Origin of the sequence: Pseudomonas sp. ADPe (assembly GCF_014843515.1) — a bacterium.
Taxonomy (GTDB): Bacteria; Pseudomonadota; Gammaproteobacteria; order Pseudomonadales; family Pseudomonadaceae; genus Pseudomonas; species Pseudomonas citronellolis.
In genome coordinates this window covers 4,364,238-4,377,381 of the sequence record NZ_CP062122.1, presented here as the reverse complement: position 1 = coordinate 4,377,381, position 13,144 = coordinate 4,364,238, and the positions used below count along the sequence as shown (strand labels likewise).

Annotated in this window: 18 protein-coding genes, 1 tRNA gene and 1 pseudogene; 11 read left to right on the top strand and 9 right to left on the bottom strand. The window is 61.4% G+C overall.

Features of this window, described 5'->3' with window-relative positions:
• Nucleotides 1–131 precede the first annotated feature (131 nt).
• The 3 genes from nadC (at nucleotide 132) to IG194_RS19935 (ending at nucleotide 2,726) form a co-directional block, all read left to right on the top strand.
• The gene (gene nadC / locus IG194_RS19945; RefSeq protein WP_058488553.1) at nucleotides 132–980 is read left to right on the top strand and encodes a carboxylating nicotinate-nucleotide diphosphorylase; all 849 of its coding nucleotides are present in this window, start codon (nucleotides 132–134) and stop codon (nucleotides 978–980) included.
• A gap of 298 nt (nucleotides 981–1,278) precedes the next feature.
• Nucleotides 1,279–1,530, top strand: a complete 252-nt coding sequence (locus IG194_RS19940) for a helix-turn-helix transcriptional regulator (protein WP_009617650.1) — start codon at nucleotides 1,279–1,281, stop codon at nucleotides 1,528–1,530.
• Nucleotides 1,530–2,726 (top strand): type II toxin-antitoxin system HipA family toxin, encoded by a 1,197-nt coding sequence (locus IG194_RS19935; protein WP_058488552.1) that lies wholly within the window; start codon nucleotides 1,530–1,532, stop codon nucleotides 2,724–2,726. Before IG194_RS19940 ends, IG194_RS19935 begins: the two co-directional genes overlap by 1 nt.
• Before the next feature lie 187 nt (nucleotides 2,727–2,913).
• Here IG194_RS19935 and IG194_RS19930 read toward each other — a convergent pair whose 3' ends face one another.
• From IG194_RS19930 to IG194_RS19920, 3 genes are all read right to left on the bottom strand, one after another.
• A complete protein-coding gene (locus tag IG194_RS19930; RefSeq protein WP_043272290.1) occupies nucleotides 2,914–3,141 on the bottom strand; it encodes a DUF433 domain-containing protein in 228 nt (75 codons plus the stop codon).
• A 65-nt stretch (nucleotides 3,142–3,206) separates the two neighbouring features.
• Complete coding sequence (locus IG194_RS19925; protein ID WP_043318088.1) at nucleotides 3,207–3,548, bottom strand: type II toxin-antitoxin system HicB family antitoxin; 342 nt, start codon at nucleotides 3,546–3,548, stop codon at nucleotides 3,207–3,209.
• The gene (locus IG194_RS19920) at nucleotides 3,545–3,796 is read right to left on the bottom strand and encodes a type II toxin-antitoxin system HicA family toxin (protein WP_058488551.1); all 252 of its coding nucleotides are present in this window, start codon (nucleotides 3,794–3,796) and stop codon (nucleotides 3,545–3,547) included. Before IG194_RS19920 ends, IG194_RS19925 begins: the two co-directional genes overlap by 4 nt.
• 42 nt (nucleotides 3,797–3,838) lie before the next feature.
• Here IG194_RS19920 and IG194_RS33350 point away from each other — a divergent pair.
• Nucleotides 3,839–4,045, top strand: a pseudogene (locus IG194_RS33350) (type II toxin-antitoxin system HipA family toxin); the annotation flags it as partial.
• On the opposite strand, the gene IG194_RS19915 reads toward IG194_RS33350, so the two are convergent.
• From IG194_RS19915 to IG194_RS19905, 3 genes are all read right to left on the bottom strand, one after another.
• Complete coding sequence (locus tag IG194_RS19915; protein ID WP_058488549.1) at nucleotides 4,042–5,115, bottom strand: diguanylate cyclase; 1,074 nt, start codon at nucleotides 5,113–5,115, stop codon at nucleotides 4,042–4,044. The pseudogene IG194_RS33350 and the gene IG194_RS19915 overlap by 4 nt on opposite strands.
• A gap of 150 nt (nucleotides 5,116–5,265) precedes the next feature.
• Nucleotides 5,266–5,341: transfer RNA gene (locus IG194_RS19910), tRNA-Thr, on the bottom strand.
• A 153-nt stretch (nucleotides 5,342–5,494) separates the two neighbouring features.
• Complete coding sequence (locus tag IG194_RS19905) at nucleotides 5,495–5,971, bottom strand: pilin (RefSeq protein WP_082996272.1); 477 nt, start codon at nucleotides 5,969–5,971, stop codon at nucleotides 5,495–5,497.
• A 232-nt stretch (nucleotides 5,972–6,203) separates the two neighbouring features.
• Here IG194_RS19905 and pilB point away from each other — a divergent pair, with 232 nt between their 5' ends.
• From pilB to IG194_RS19870, 7 genes are all read left to right on the top strand, one after another.
• Nucleotides 6,204–7,907, top strand: coding sequence for a type IV-A pilus assembly ATPase PilB (gene pilB / locus IG194_RS19900; protein ID WP_058489715.1), 1,704 nt, complete (start codon nucleotides 6,204–6,206; stop codon nucleotides 7,905–7,907).
• 3 nt (nucleotides 7,908–7,910) lie between these two features.
• Nucleotides 7,911–9,128, top strand: a complete 1,218-nt coding sequence (locus IG194_RS19895) for a type II secretion system F family protein (protein ID WP_058488548.1) — start codon at nucleotides 7,911–7,913, stop codon at nucleotides 9,126–9,128.
• Nucleotides 9,129–10,001 carry a prepilin peptidase gene (locus tag IG194_RS19890; RefSeq protein WP_058488547.1) on the top strand — a complete coding sequence of 291 codons (873 nt, stop codon included), beginning with the start codon at nucleotides 9,129–9,131 and terminating at the stop codon, nucleotides 9,999–10,001. It begins immediately after the preceding gene.
• Between the two features lie 73 nt (nucleotides 10,002–10,074).
• A complete protein-coding gene (gene coaE, locus IG194_RS19885; protein ID WP_058488546.1) occupies nucleotides 10,075–10,683 on the top strand; it encodes a dephospho-CoA kinase in 609 nt (202 codons plus the stop codon).
• Nucleotides 10,680–10,889 carry a DNA gyrase inhibitor YacG gene (gene yacG / locus IG194_RS19880; RefSeq protein WP_043272268.1) on the top strand — a complete coding sequence of 70 codons (210 nt, stop codon included), beginning with the start codon at nucleotides 10,680–10,682 and terminating at the stop codon, nucleotides 10,887–10,889. The genes coaE and yacG overlap by 4 nt, the downstream gene beginning before the upstream one ends.
• A gap of 265 nt (nucleotides 10,890–11,154) precedes the next feature.
• Nucleotides 11,155–11,349, top strand: a complete 195-nt coding sequence (locus IG194_RS19875; protein WP_009617620.1) for a hypothetical protein — start codon at nucleotides 11,155–11,157, stop codon at nucleotides 11,347–11,349.
• Complete coding sequence (locus tag IG194_RS19870) at nucleotides 11,349–11,624, top strand: type II toxin-antitoxin system mRNA interferase toxin, RelE/StbE family (protein ID WP_024128153.1); 276 nt, start codon at nucleotides 11,349–11,351, stop codon at nucleotides 11,622–11,624. The genes IG194_RS19875 and IG194_RS19870 overlap by 1 nt, the downstream gene beginning before the upstream one ends.
• Nucleotides 11,625–11,630: 6 nt before the next feature.
• On the opposite strand, the gene IG194_RS19865 is transcribed toward IG194_RS19870, so the two are convergent.
• The 3 genes from IG194_RS19865 to IG194_RS19855 all read right to left on the bottom strand — a co-directional run bounded on the left by IG194_RS19865 (nucleotide 11,631) and on the right by IG194_RS19855 (nucleotide 13,143).
• Nucleotides 11,631–11,846, bottom strand: a complete 216-nt coding sequence (locus IG194_RS19865; protein ID WP_058488545.1) for a hypothetical protein — start codon at nucleotides 11,844–11,846, stop codon at nucleotides 11,631–11,633.
• A gap of 107 nt (nucleotides 11,847–11,953) precedes the next feature.
• Nucleotides 11,954–12,670, bottom strand: a complete 717-nt coding sequence (locus IG194_RS19860; RefSeq protein ID WP_058488544.1) for an energy-coupling factor ABC transporter permease — start codon at nucleotides 12,668–12,670, stop codon at nucleotides 11,954–11,956.
• Nucleotides 12,667–13,143, bottom strand: a complete 477-nt coding sequence (locus tag IG194_RS19855; RefSeq protein WP_058488543.1) for a hypothetical protein — start codon at nucleotides 13,141–13,143, stop codon at nucleotides 12,667–12,669. The genes IG194_RS19860 and IG194_RS19855 overlap by 4 nt, the downstream gene beginning before the upstream one ends.
• Nucleotide 13,144 lies beyond the last annotated feature (1 nt).

The window sequence follows — 13,144 nt, the reverse complement described above, 5'->3', positions numbered from 1 at the left end:
CTTAGAAGGCATTCTTGATGAAATTCACACAAGAACAGCCACCGTTCGTCCGACTCCCGCCGGCCGCCGCGGATGCACACGGCGGCCGCCGCGCCCCGTATAATCCCGCCACCGCGAATCAGGAGTCCGCCATGCCGAACCTCACCCTTGCCGACCTTTCCGGGGAAATCCAGGCCAACGTCCGCGCCGCCCTGGCCGAAGACATCGGCAGCGGCGACATCACCGCGCAGCTGATCCCCGCCGAGCGTGAGGCCCAGGCCCGCGTCATCACCCGCGAAGACGCCACCGTCGCCGGCAGCGCCTGGGTCGACGAGGTATTCCGGCAGATCGACCCGCGCGTGCAGGTGCAATGGCAGGTGCGCGACGGCGAGCGGGTCAGCGCCGACCAGACGCTATTCAGCCTGCAGGGCCCGGCCCGCGCGCTGCTCAGCGGCGAGCGCAGCGCGCTGAACTTCTTCCAGTTGCTGTCCGGCACCGCCACCCGCGCGCGCCACTACGCCGACCTGGTGGAAGGCACCGGCGTCAAGCTGCTGGACACCCGCAAGACCCTGCCCGGCCTGCGCCTGGCGCAGAAGTACGCGATCACCTGCGGCGGCTGCCACAACCACCGCATCGGCCTGTACGACGCCTTCCTGATCAAGGAAAACCACATCGCCGCCTGCGGCGGCATCGCCCAGGCCATCGCCGAGGCCCGGCGCATCGCCCCGGGCAAGCCGGTGGAAATCGAGGTGGAAGACCTGGACGAACTGAACCAGGCCCTGACCGCCGGCGCCGACATCGTCATGCTCGACGAACTGAGCCTGGAAGACATGCGCACCGCCGTGCGAGTGACCGCCGGCCGCGCCAAGCTGGAGGCCTCCGGCGGGATCGACGAAAGCACCCTGCGCGGCATCGCCGAAACCGGCGTGGACTACATCTCCATCGGCACCCTGACCAAGGACGTCAAGGCGCTGGACCTGTCGATGCGGCTGAGTCTGTAACGGCGCGGCGGGTCAGATCAGCTCCACCAGAAGGGAATGGCGTGGGTGGGGCAGCGTAGCGGATCTCATCCGCGAATCGCGCCGATATACCCGGTCATCGCGGACAAGGTCCTACGGGGGGAGGAATACCGTGCTTCCCGGCTACCTGTAGGAGCGGGCCCTGCCCGCGAAATCGCGCGCAGGGCGCGCTCCTACAAGGGAATGGTGCGGGTGGGGCGGCGTAGGCGACCCAGGACTTTGCCTTTCCAGCAGGTTCCGTATACGTTACATAACACATGACTTGTCACGTATTCAGAACATGGACTATTCCCTCATCTCGACCCGCCTGGGTGAGCAGATTCGACAGAGGCGCCTGAATCGCGGGCTGACCCAGGCCGAGCTCGCCTCCATGGCCGGGCTCACCCGACAAAAGATCATCGCCGCCGAGAAAGGCAGCCTGTCGGTCGCCATGATGGCCTATGCCCGCATCCTCGGCGCCCTGGACTGCGAGTTCGCGCTCGTGCCGGCAGCGAGGCCTACGCTGGAGGAAATCCAGGGAGTGTTCGACTGATGCCGGCGACGCTGAAGGTTTCGACGCCAGAAGGTCCGAGCGGAAGGCTCTTCAGTAGCGCGGATGACTACCTGTTCCGCTATCAGGAAGGGACGGATGCGCGCGCCGCGGTCAGCCTGCTCATGCCCGTGCGCCTGGAAGAGTATCGCCATCGCGAGTTGCACCCGATTTTCCAGATGAACCTGCCCGAAGGCTATGCCCTGGAACAACTGCGCAACCGCCTGGCCAAGGTGGTGAATGTCGACCCGATGCTGTTGCTGGCCCTGTCTGGCAGCAGTGCGCCTATCGGACGGGTCCTGGTGAATTCGCAAGAGGTCGATGCGCTACTGCAACGCAGGCAGTTTCCAGGTGAGAAGCTGGAGGAAATCCTGGCCTGGGACGGCACGGACGATATCTTTGCCGAACTGGTGGACCGCTACATCCTGCGGGCCGGCATATCGGGCGTACAGCCTAAGGTGCTGGTTCCGGAACACCGGGATTCGCTACCGCAGCGGTTCACCTCGAAAACCTCCGACCTGATCGTCAAGAGCGGCCGGGCTGAACTCCCGGGGCTGGCGATCAATGAATTCCTCTGCATGTCCATGGCAAAGGCATGCGGCATTTCCGTTCCAGAGTTCTACTTGTCAGACAACGCCAGGCTGTTCGTCATGAGACGTTTCGACAGGGACGAGCAACTCGACCCCATCGGCTTCGAGGACATGGCGGCCCTGATGGGACTCTCGGCGCAACAGAAGTACAGCAAGAGCTATGCAGCCATTGCCAAGGCCATCCGGCTGTTCTGTCCTCCCGAGCATGTGCAGGCCTCCCTGGAACAGCTTTTCGGCATCGTGTCCCTGAGCTGCATCGTCGGCAATGGCGACGCGCACCTGAAGAATTTCGGCCTGCTCTATTCGGATCCGACACAAGCCGACGCGCGGCTGGCGCCGGCCTATGACATCGTCAATACCACCGCCTATATCCCAGAGGACGTGCTTGCCCTGGACCTTGCCGGCAACAAGTCGCTGTTCGCGTCGCGGCAAGGGCTTCTGGACCTTGCCAGGGTATGTGATGTGGCCCGGCCGGCCGAAGTCATACGTGCTCAACTGCAAGCGGTGGAAAAGGTGCTGGCGAACCACCCCGGGCTCTGCGAGCAGGTGCCCCAGGTGGTGGCCGCCATCCGGCACAGCGCCGAACCCTTCGCCAGGACCTTCGGCTAGGCCCGGCGCGCGGCGGTTGAGCCTGTAACGGCGCAGCAGGTCAGATCAGCTCCACCAGGCCGATACGCTCGTCTTCCAGGCTCCTTTTCAATTGCTCTGCCGAATTTGGGCGATCGCCTGGTTCGAACTGCTGCCCTTCTTCAGAAAGGGCAACATGCGCCGGGAAAGATTTCGTCCAGCAGCAGCTTCATGCCGCCTCGATCCTGGCCGAATGTTTCATGCGGGCCGCCGCGAAGGCCAGGCAAGCGAGAATGTCTTCACGCTCGAGCTCCGGGTAGTCAGCGATGATTTCTTCCTGGCTCATTCCGGCGGCCAGCCAGCTCAGGACATCCTCCACGGTTATCCGCAGCCCACGCACACAGGGCTTCCCGCCACGCCTGCCGGGCTCCAGGGTAATCCTCGATTCATCCGCCATGGCTCTGTCTCGACTTATGTTCGTTCGATGATCCGGGAGCCATCCGAATCCGCTTTGTTTGCGCCTCAGCCGTGGTGCTGCAAATACTCGCTCAGCGCCTGCCGGGTGAGGTCGTTCAGGCTCATGTGCTGCCGGTTGGCTGCCAGGCTCGCTGCCAGATGCAAGTCATGGCCGACCCGCACGTTGAACGATCCCTTGCAAGGCACTTCCGGCTCCTGCCCCTGCGCCTGGCATGTGGCCAGGTAGTCGTCCACCGCCTCGCGGAAAGCGGCCTGCAGTTCGGCCACCGTCTCGCCTTCGTAGTTGACCAGCGCGCGGATGAAGAGCAGCTTGCCGAACAGGCAGTTGTCCTCGGTGCTGGCTTCGATGGAGCCGTAATAGCCCCGGTATTGCAGCAGGTTGTTCACGGAATCAGTTCCCCCGCCTTGAGGTGCTCGATGATCTGGCGCCGGACATAGGCTTTCAGCTCGTTGCCCGGGTGCGGCTTGTGAAGGTTGATCAACGCCTGCGGGTCGCCGTTGTCGAACTTGACCCGGCTCCCGCTGCCCTCCAATTGCCTGTAGCCCAGCCAACGCAGCAGTGTCACAAGCTCCTGCCAGGTAAAGCTGGTGCTTTCGTTGAGTAGCTTGGCCAGCAGTTTCTCGTTCCTGGACATGGAGCCCCTTCATGCAACTAAAAATAGTTGCATACCATTTGATCGTCAACGGTCCTCTACCCCAGAGACGTGCTTGCCCTGGACCTTGCCAGGGCATGTGATGTGGCCCGGCCGGCCGAAGTCATACGCGTTCAATTGCAAGCGGTGGAAAAGGTGCTGGCGAGCCACCCCGGGCTCTGCGAGCAGGTGCCCCAGGTGGTGGCCGCTGTCCGACACAGCGCCGAACCCTTCGCCAGGACCTTCGGCTAGGCCAGGCGCGCAGCGGCATCCAGCGCGGAAGCCAGGACGATGCGGTCGCGTCCCTGCCCCTTGGCCTCGTACAGCGCCTGGTCGGCCCGGCGCAGCCATTCGGTGGCGTCGGGCATGGCCGGATCGAAGCCGGCGATGCCGATGCTGAGGCTGACGCGCAATTCCGGCACCCGCTCCCAGTCCTCCCCGGCCAACTCGCGGGACAGCCGCGCCAGTACCTCCCGCGCCGCCTCCGGCTGCAGCCCCGGCAACAGCACGCAGAACTCATCGCCACCGTAGCGCCCGGCCAGATCCTCGGCGCGCAGGTGGCTGCGCATGAACTCGCTGAGCCGACGCAACACCAGGTCGCCGATCACGTGCCCATGGCGGTCGTTGGTGGTCTTGAAATGGTCGACGTCGATCAGCGCCAGCGAAGCGGGCTGCTGCGCCTGCCGGCAGTGCTCGAAGGCCTGCTGCAGACGCTCCTTCCAGTAGCCGCGGTTGAACAGTTGGGTCAGGCTGTCGGTGCGGCTCAGGTCGCGCAGCGCCTTCTTGTGTCGCGACAGCTGGATGGCCAGCCGATAGAGCACCAGGCCGATGGTCATGGGGTGGATGACCAGCATGGGAATACAGGCATACAACTCGGCCTGGGAGGTGTCAGGCGAGAAACCGAAGCCCAGCACCAGGCCGGACAGCACCATGCCGAGCGCCTGCAGCACGAAACCCTGGGCCACGAACCGCGCGCCGCCTGCGGCGGTGTTGTTCATCGCCAGCATGGAAAGCATCATCACCGAGGGCAGCACGTTGAACTGGATGGTGGCGATCCAGAATCCGCCCATCAGCGAATCGAAGAGCACGAAACGCCGCTCCAGCTCCCTGGGCCGCGGCGAACGCGAAGTGATCTGGTAGGCCATCAGCGGCCACAGATAGCAGAACCACAACAGCAGCCCCCACAGCCAAGGCGAATGCCCCTTCCCCCAGAGCACGCCGGCGACACAGAAGAACCCCACGGCCAAACCCACCGCGCGCGGCAAAAGCACGCGCTGGGCATAGGAACGGCTGAACCTGGCGGACTCACTCGACTGCTTCACAGACCGCTCCCTTCCTCACCGAAAGCTTCCCTGGGCAGCGAGAGTATAGTCCGGCGAATGATGGCAGTTCGATAGCGCCCAAGCGGCAAGTACGGCGGTTTCGGCGCCGGAAAGCAAAAAGCCCCGCCGAAGCGGGGCCTTTGCCAGAGATGGTGCCGGTAAGAGGAATCGAACCCCCGACCTTCTCATTACGAATGAGCTGCTCTACCGACTGAGCTACACCGGCGGGCGGGCGCACTCTAACAGTGAGTACAAGAGCAATCAATCACCACATAGACAGATCGATATGCCCAAGGGTCTATCCCTGTGAATGACACAACCTCAATATATCGCAACCCAATGCAAAGGCCCCATCAGCCCAGGACCTCGGAGTAAATGCTTACTGGCAACCAGCAGGACGCAGGTTAGCAGGAGCGGTGGTCGCACAAGTCCAACCTCCATTGGCATCACGAGTCCAAGTCAAGGTAGCATTACCAAGAACAGCAGCAGCGTTGTTGCCAAAAGTAGCGGTGATAACGGACGTAGTAGTCAGAGGGTTAGTAACACCGGCAGTACCCTGACCGGCCCCTGGGGCACCACTCACCATGACACTAGAGCCGCCAGCCGCAGCGGCCATCAAGTTAGAACCAGTACCACCCGGATCACACTCACCAGCACCTGCACCAATAGTCAAACGACCATCGACAATGCAGCTTTCAATAGCAGTCTTCAGCGAAGCAGTTTCTTCCATAACTCGGGAAACTTGGGAACGAGCAACATAGCTTTGATACTGCGGAATGGCAATCGCGGCAAGAATACCAATGATCGCTACCACGATCATCAATTCAATAAGGGTAAAGCCTTTTTGAGCCTTCATGAAACTCTCCTTGAAATGGGATAAGGCCTGTCGACCTGACAAAATCCAAGCACATCTCATGCCAATTCCTACACGCACGCAAGACCAACACCTACAGACATTGCCTACGAACAGGGAAATCCGCACCAGTCAGAATCTGACAAAAATTGACACTTTCAGCTTGGCGATTTGGCACCATTAAGTCAGTACGTTATAAGAGCTACCCAACCTCCATTTGCACGCCGCCTTCCTCATGAACGACCAAGTCATGCTTTCCGGGCTTGCCCGCCAACTGGTGGTAGCTGAGTTACTCGACGAAAAAAGCGCTCAACAAGCACAGCAGCAAGCACAGCGGAACAAGCTCTCGCTGGTGACTTACCTCGTACAGAACAAACTGGTGAAGAGTCGGCCACTTACCGAGTTGGCCGCTGAGCAGTTCGGAATAGCCTTCTGTGATCTGGGCGCCATAGACAAGGACAGCCTTCCAAGGGATCTGATCAGCGAAAAGCTGGTACGCCAACACCGCGTCATCCCACTCTGGCGGCGCGGAAATAAGCTATTTGTGGGCATTTCCGACCCAACCAATCACCAAGCCATTACTGACGTCCAGTTCAGCACCGGCCTGACCACTGAGGCGATTCTGGTCGAAGACGACAAGCTCGGTGACACCATTGAGAAGCTCTTCGAAAGTGCTACCGGCGGCCTGGACGATCTGGCCGACGTCGATTTGGATGGGCTGGACATTGAAAGTGGTGATGCAGACCGCAAGGAAGAAAGTATCGGAGGAGATGCTGACGATGCTCCAGTAGTCCGCTTCGTCAACAAGATGCTACTGGACGCCATCAAGGGAGGCTCATCGGACCTACACTTCGAGCCCTACGAGAAGATCTACCGCGTACGCTTCCGTACCGATGGCATGCTGCATGAGGTGGCCAAGCCTCCAATCCAACTGGCTAGCCGTATCTCGGCGCGCCTGAAAGTAATGGCCGGACTGGATATTTCCGAAAGGCGCAAGCCTCAGGACGGCCGCATCAAGATGCGTGTATCCAAGAGCAAGTCCATCGACTTCCGCGTCAACACCCTGCCTACCCTGTGGGGTGAGAAGATCGTGATGCGTATTCTCGACTCGGCCAGCGCACAGATGGGCATTGATGCCCTTGGCTATGAGGATGCGCAGAAACAGCTCTATCTTGAAGCCTTGAAGCAACCACAGGGCATGATCCTGGTGACCGGACCAACCGGCTCCGGCAAGACCGTCTCCCTGTATACCGGCTTGAATATCCTCAATACTCCGGACATCAACATCTCCACCGCTGAAGATCCAGTGGAGATCAACCTGGAGGGCATCAATCAAGTCAATGTCAATCCACGCCAGGGCATGGACTTCGCTCAGGCGTTGCGCGCCTTCCTCCGTCAGGATCCAGACGTGATCATGGTTGGTGAGATCCGCGACCTTGAAACCGCAGAGATCGCCATCAAGGCCGCACAGACTGGTCACATGGTGATGTCCACCTTGCACACCAACAGTGCTGCGGAAACCCTGACGCGCCTGCTGAACATGGGAGTAGCATCCTTCAACCTGGCTACTTCCACCAATCTGATCATCGCCCAGCGCCTGGCACGCAAGCTGTGCCCGCACTGCAAGAAGGAACACGACGTCCCCAACGAAACCCTGCTCCATGAAGGTTTTCCCGAGGACAGGATCGGCAGCTTCAAGCTGTACGCCCCCGTGGGGTGTGAAAATTGCAAGAACGGCTACAAGGGCCGCGTGGGTATTTATGAAGTGGTTAAAATCACGCCGGCGCTGCAGCGGATTATCATGGAAGAAGGCAACTCCATTCAGATCGCGGAGCAAGCCCGCAAAGAAGGCTTCAATGACCTGCGTACCTCGGGCCTGGTCAAGGCCATGCAAGGCATTACCAGCCTCGAGGAAGTCAACCGCGTGACCAAGGATTAATCCATGGCGGAAAAAGCGTTGAAAACCAGTGTCTTCGCATTTGAAGGCACGGATCGCAAGGGCGGCAAGATCAAGGGAGAGCTATCTGGCACGAATGTCGCTCTGGTCAAGGCGCAATTGCGCAAACAGGGCATCAACCCGATCAAGGTTCGCAAGAAGGGCGTCTCGCTGCTGAGCAAGGGCAAGAAGATCAAGCCTATGGACATCGCCCTTTTCACTCGGCAGATGGCGACCATGATGGGCTCAGGCGTACCCTTGCTGCAGTCCTTCGACATCATCGCGGAGGGTTTCGACAACCCCAACATGAGGAAGCTGGTCGACGACATCAAACAGGAAGTGGCTGCGGGCAACAGCTTAGCCAACTCGTTGCGCAAGAAACCACAGTACTTCGATGACCTCTACTGCAACCTAGTCGACGCAGGTGAACAATCCGGTGCACTGGAAACCCTGTTGGATCGCGTAGCCACCTACAAAGAAAAGACCGAGTCACTGAAAGCCAAGATCAAGAAGGCGATGACCTATCCGATAGCGGTAATCATCGTTGCAATTATCGTATCTGCAATCCTTCTCATCAAAGTGGTCCCCCAATTCCAGTCCGTATTCGCCAACTTCGGCGCCGAACTTCCTGCCTTCACTCTGATGGTTATCGGTCTCTCAGAAGTATTACAGGAATGGTGGTTTATCGTCTTGATCGCCTTGTTCGCGCTGGCTTTCGCCTTCCGTGAGGCGCACCGCCGATCAGAGAGATTCCGCGACTCAATAGACAGGGCAACCCTTAAGCTCCCCATCGTTGGCGGCATTATCTACAAATCTGCTGTCGCCCGTTATGCACGCACCCTGTCCACCACGTTCGCGGCAGGCGTTCCCTTGGTGGAAGCACTGGACTCGGTATCCGGCGCCACTGGCAACGTCGTGTTCCGCAACGCAGTGACCAAGATCAAGCAAGACGTATCCTCGGGCACCCAGCTCAACTTCTCCATGCGCACCACCGGTGTCTTTCCCACCATGGCCGTACAAATGGCGGCCATTGGCGAGGAGTCCGGCTCTCTGGACTCCATGTTGGACAAGGTCGCCAACTACTACGAAGAGGAAGTGGACAACGCTGTCGATAACCTCACCACCCTGATGGAACCCATGATCATGGCCGTACTTGGTGTACTAGTCGGCGGCTTGATCATCGCCATGTACCTCCCTATCTTCCAACTCGGCAACGTCGTCTAAATGCTCGTATTCGACTTCCTGGCCAGCCACGCGCTGGCCTTTGTTTTATGCGCCGCCCTGCTCGGCCTTCTGGTCGGCAGCTTCCTCAACGTGGTCATCCATCGCCTGCCGAAGATGATGGAACTGGAGTGGCAGCAACAAGCGCGTGACGCTCTTTCCCTGCCTCAGCCTGAGCAGAAAGCCACCTACAACCTGGTCCTACCCAACTCGGCGTGCCCGCATTGCGGTCATGAAATCCGTGCCTGGGAGAACATCCCCGTCATCAGCTACCTGGCCCTGCGCGGCAAGTGCTCGGCCTGCAAGGTGCCGATCAGTGCGCGTTATCCGCTGGTCGAGCTGGCCACCGCCCTGCTTTCCGGTTTCGTTGCCTGGCACTTCGGCTTTACCTGGCAGGCCGGGGCCATGCTGTTGCTGACCTGGGGGCTGTTGGCCATGAGCCTGATCGATGTCGATCACCAGTTGCTGCCGGATGCGCTGGTGCTGCCGCTGCTCTGGCTGGGCTTGATCGTCAATTACTTCGGGCTTTTCACCAGCCTGGGCGATGCGCTCTGGGGTGCGGTGTTCGGTTACCTGAGCCTGTGGTCGGTGTACTGGTTGTTCAAGCTGCTGACCGGCAAGGAAGGCATGGGTTATGGCGACTTCAAGCTGCTGGCCATGCTCGGCGCCTGGGGTGGGTGGCAGGTGTTGCCGCTGACCATTCTGTTCTCGTCCCTGGTCGGGGCCGTGCTGGGGGTCATTCTGCTGCGTCTGCGCAATGCCGAGACCAGCACGCCGATCCCCTTCGGGCCCTATCTGGCCATTGCCGGCTGGATTGCGCTGCTCTGGGGTGATCAAATAACCACTACCTATCTGCAGTTCGCCGGTTTCCGGTAGCTCCTGCTCGAACGCTGGCTCGCCTGGGCCCCTGCGTTCGCGGGGCGACGGAGAGCCTGGCGCGAGGAGTACGATGAAACCCTGGATCCTTGGCCTCACCGGCGGCATCGGCAGCGGCAAGAGCGCCGCCGCCGCCCACTTCGCCAACCTTGGCGTGCACATGGTGGATGCCGACCATGCCGCGCGCTGGGTCGTCGAGCCCGGCCGGCCGGCGCTGGCGAGCATCGTGGAGCGCTTCGGCGAAGCCATGCTGCAGCCCGACGGCACTCTGAACCGCGCTGCCCTGCGCGAGTGCATCTTCCAGTCCGCGGAGGAGCGCCGCTGGCTGGAGCAGTTGCTGCACCCGCTGATCGGCCAGGAGATCGCCAGCAACCTGGCGCAGGCCGAGTCGCCCTATGCCATTCTGGTTTCGCCGTTGCTGGTGGAATCCGGGCAGCACCGCATGGCCCAGCGGGTACTGGTGGTGGATACGCCCGAACACCTGCAGCTGGAGCGCACCGTGCGCCGGGACAACGTTTCCGAGGAACAGGTGCGCGCCATTCTGCAGGCACAGGCGCAGCGCGACGACCGCCTCAAGCATGCCGATGACATACTGCTGAACGACCGCGATCTCGGCCACCTGCAGCGCGAAGTGGAGCGCCTGCACGACTTTTATCTCAGCCTACGCGGAGGACGCCCATGAGCCAGCCCCTGACCGTTGAATGCCCGACCTGCGGCGCCCCGGTGGAGTGGAGTGCCAAGAGCCTCTACCGCCCCTTCTGTTCCGAGCGCTGCAAGCTCATCGACCTGGGCGCCTGGGCCGCCGAGGAGCATGCGATTCCCGGCAACGACCTGGAAGACGATGTGTTCTCCGGGGAGTTGGATGCGCCGCCGCTGCGGGGGCATTGAGGGTTCGCCGAGTTGGATGGGCCGGCCTGTTGGCCGGCATCGCGGATGAATCCGCTCCTACACCTTCCCCCGTAGGATGGTGTTGAGCGAAGCGATACCCATCACCGCGACCGCATGGGTTTCGCAAGCTCAACCCATCCTACAAAGAGCATCTCGGCGCAGTCGGCAAGACTGTTGCTCCTACGAACCAACCAGAGACTTCACGGTTGCGCCCTGGCCCACGCCGGGGTGTAGACTGACGAGAATTGCAGCAGAGGCCCGAATCATGAGCGCCCGACTTTCCCCCATAGTCTCCGAGTTCGAAACCCCGGAGCAGGCAGCCAGCCATGATCGCTGGTTCCGCCAAAAGGTGCAGAAGTCCCTTACAGACAACCAACCAGGGCGTCCCCATGACGAGGTAATGGTCGACATGGACGCCATCATTGCCCAGGCCGAAGCCCGGCGCCAGGGCAACGACTAGTGCTATCGATCATCTGGCGCAGGAGTGCCAGTGATGACCTCGCGACCATTCTCGCCTATATAGCCAACGAGGATCCCCAAGCAGCAAGGCGCCTCAAGGAACGCGTGGAGTCTGCCGTGCTGCCGTTGGCCCAGCATCCCTACCTTTACCGTCATGGACGAGTACCCGGCACACGAGAAGTCGTGATCCACCCCAACTACATCCTGGTTTACCGGATCGACGCTGAATGCATCGAAGTAGTCAGCGTCCTGCATTCGCGCCAGGAATATCCCTGATCGTCTTCACGGCCGCATGAACGCGTAGTCACGCTCCTCGTCGAGGTTCTCGGCGAGGAAGTGCAGTTCGTGCGCCAGGTCTTCTTCCGTGCGGACCTGGGCGTTGGCCCGCACCACCGAGCTGAGCAGGGCGCGCAGCACCAGTTGCGTGTCCATGCCCGCCGCTTCGGCTTCCAGCAGCAGTTCGTGAAGACGTTGTTCGGCCCAACTGTGAATGCTCATGCCGTTCTCCATTGCTGTGGGGCAGCAGAGTGTCCCGGCGTGGCGATCACGGCGAACTGACCTGGATCAATCCGAGGAAAAGGATGACAGCGGCGAATTGGCTGTCATCAAGGCGGCTCATCCTCGTCGTCCTTGCCCTCTTCCTTCTTCTCTTCCTTCCAGGGCGCCTGCAGGTAGCGGGTGCGGTTGAAGGTTTCCAGCCAGTCCGGGTAGAACACCACCAGGCCGGTGACCACGGTGCCATTGATGAAGGCCTCGGGGAACATGATCAGCCACAGGTAGCCGATGAAGTCATCCAGCCAGGGGGGCATCGGGAAGATGCCGTCGACCCACAGCAGGCCCAGGCCCAGCAGCATGCAGCACAGGGCCGCCAGCGCCGCGGGGAAGAAGCCCGAGCAGAAGATGTAGACGAACAGGTTGCGCGGCTGGCGGCGCTCGACGAACAGCGCGGCCATTTCGGTGATGAACACCGGCACCAGCACCAGCAGCACGCCGTTGACGCCGATCGCCACCCAGTCCTGGCGCCCCAGCAGGCACAGGCCGAGCTGCGCCACCAGGCCGACGAGCAGCGCCAGCGGCCAGTCCAGCAGCAGGGTCACCGCGGTCATGCCGATGAAATGGAACGACAGCCCCGAGGCGAAGTCCCGGCGCACCAGCCACAGCAGGAACAGCGCCAGCATGGTGCCGAACACCAGGTGCTGGCGGCGGAAGTCGCTGACCATTTCCACCCAGGGCGCGCGCCATGCGGCGAGGGCCAGCGCGGGCAGGTAGATCGCCCAACCCAGGGCCAGGCTCTCTTCCGAGAGCAGTTGCGCGGCTATCACTTGGCGACCTGCTCCAGCGCCTCACGCAACGCGGGCGCCGAGGTATAGGCCTGGCTGGCGAGCCCCCTGCCCTGCTGCAGGCTTATCCACAACACGCTGTCTTCCGGCACCTGGAAGTGGCTGGCCACCCGCGGTTCGCGGTCGAGCAGCACGCGGTAGTTGTAGTCGCGCATGGCCGGCACGGCGAACATCCTGGAGATCAGCGAGGGCATGCGGCTGATGTCGGCGACGAAGACCGCGTGGCGTTGCTCCAGGTAACCCTGCGGGCGCCCCTCCAATGCTGCCTTCACCAACTTGCCGCCGGCCATGTCGCGGGCCACCAGCAGGACCTTCAGGTCATCGTTCTGGGTGTAGGACTTGTCGTACTGGTCGAGCAGCGTCCAGCCCGTCGGGGCACCCGCCTCGCCGGCGGCCAGGGCCAGCAGCGGGACCAGGGATAGCAAGAGTGCGGCGCAGGTTCTTCTGATGTTCATG

Coding starts and splice junctions, on each gene's coding strand:
- nadC (WP_058488553.1), top strand. CDS start 132: ATGCCGAACCTCACCCTTGCCGACCTTTCCGGGGAAATCCAGGCCAAC.
- IG194_RS19940 (WP_009617650.1), top strand. CDS start 1,279: ATGGACTATTCCCTCATCTCGACCCGCCTGGGTGAGCAGATTCGACAG.
- IG194_RS19935 (WP_058488552.1), top strand. CDS start 1,530: ATGCCGGCGACGCTGAAGGTTTCGACGCCAGAAGGTCCGAGCGGAAGG.
- IG194_RS19930 (WP_043272290.1), bottom strand. CDS start 3,141: ATGGCGGATGAATCGAGGATTACCCTGGAGCCCGGCAGGCGTGGCGGG.
- IG194_RS19920 (WP_058488551.1), bottom strand. CDS start 3,796: ATGTCCAGGAACGAGAAACTGCTGGCCAAGCTACTCAACGAAAGCACC.
- IG194_RS19905 (WP_082996272.1), bottom strand. CDS start 5,971: ATGAAGGCTCAAAAAGGCTTTACCCTTATTGAATTGATGATCGTGGTA.
- pilB (WP_058489715.1), top strand. CDS start 6,204: ATGAACGACCAAGTCATGCTTTCCGGGCTTGCCCGCCAACTGGTGGTA.
- IG194_RS19895 (WP_058488548.1), top strand. CDS start 7,911: ATGGCGGAAAAAGCGTTGAAAACCAGTGTCTTCGCATTTGAAGGCACG.
- IG194_RS19890 (WP_058488547.1), top strand. CDS start 9,129: ATGCTCGTATTCGACTTCCTGGCCAGCCACGCGCTGGCCTTTGTTTTA.
- coaE (WP_058488546.1), top strand. CDS start 10,075: ATGAAACCCTGGATCCTTGGCCTCACCGGCGGCATCGGCAGCGGCAAG.
- yacG (WP_043272268.1), top strand. CDS start 10,680: ATGAGCCAGCCCCTGACCGTTGAATGCCCGACCTGCGGCGCCCCGGTG.
- IG194_RS19875 (WP_009617620.1), top strand. CDS start 11,155: ATGAGCGCCCGACTTTCCCCCATAGTCTCCGAGTTCGAAACCCCGGAG.
- IG194_RS19865 (WP_058488545.1), bottom strand. CDS start 11,846: ATGAGCATTCACAGTTGGGCCGAACAACGTCTTCACGAACTGCTGCTG.
- IG194_RS19855 (WP_058488543.1), bottom strand. CDS start 13,143: ATGAACATCAGAAGAACCTGCGCCGCACTCTTGCTATCCCTGGTCCCG.